We start from the raw sequence: 292 nt of genomic DNA, 5'->3' as shown, positions 1-292 counted from the left end.
AATCATAACCTTAAATAGTGCATCTAGAAAGTTGTAATCTACATAAGGTTTTTCAAAATTAGGTTCTGAAAACAAATTACATTTAATCTCTTTCTGTTGTTCTTTAGGCTTTAATTTCTCTTTTTCCAATTTCTTCTCATAGGCAAGACGTTGTGTGTCATTCATCTTACCAATATTGTTATGAATATTATCCAGAACTACTTTTTGCAAAGGCTGCAACTTTTTTTCTTGTGTTAATCCAGTGTACACCTGGCGTATATAAAAGTTTGTGGTGTTGTACATGTTCTTAGCG

The 292-nt window shown here is 31.5% G+C and carries 1 pseudogene; it reads right to left on the bottom strand.

Annotated elements, in window-relative coordinates:
• Positions 1-292, bottom strand: a pseudogene (locus ACSG5Z_RS31315) (RNA-guided endonuclease InsQ/TnpB family protein); the annotation flags it as partial.

Source organism: Bacillus pretiosus, assembly GCF_051294775.1.
GTDB lineage: Bacteria > Bacillota > Bacilli > Bacillales > Bacillaceae_G > Bacillus_A > Bacillus_A wiedmannii.
The sequence above is the reverse complement of the archived record's forward strand: the minus strand, read 5'-3'. Positions and strand labels throughout refer to the sequence as shown.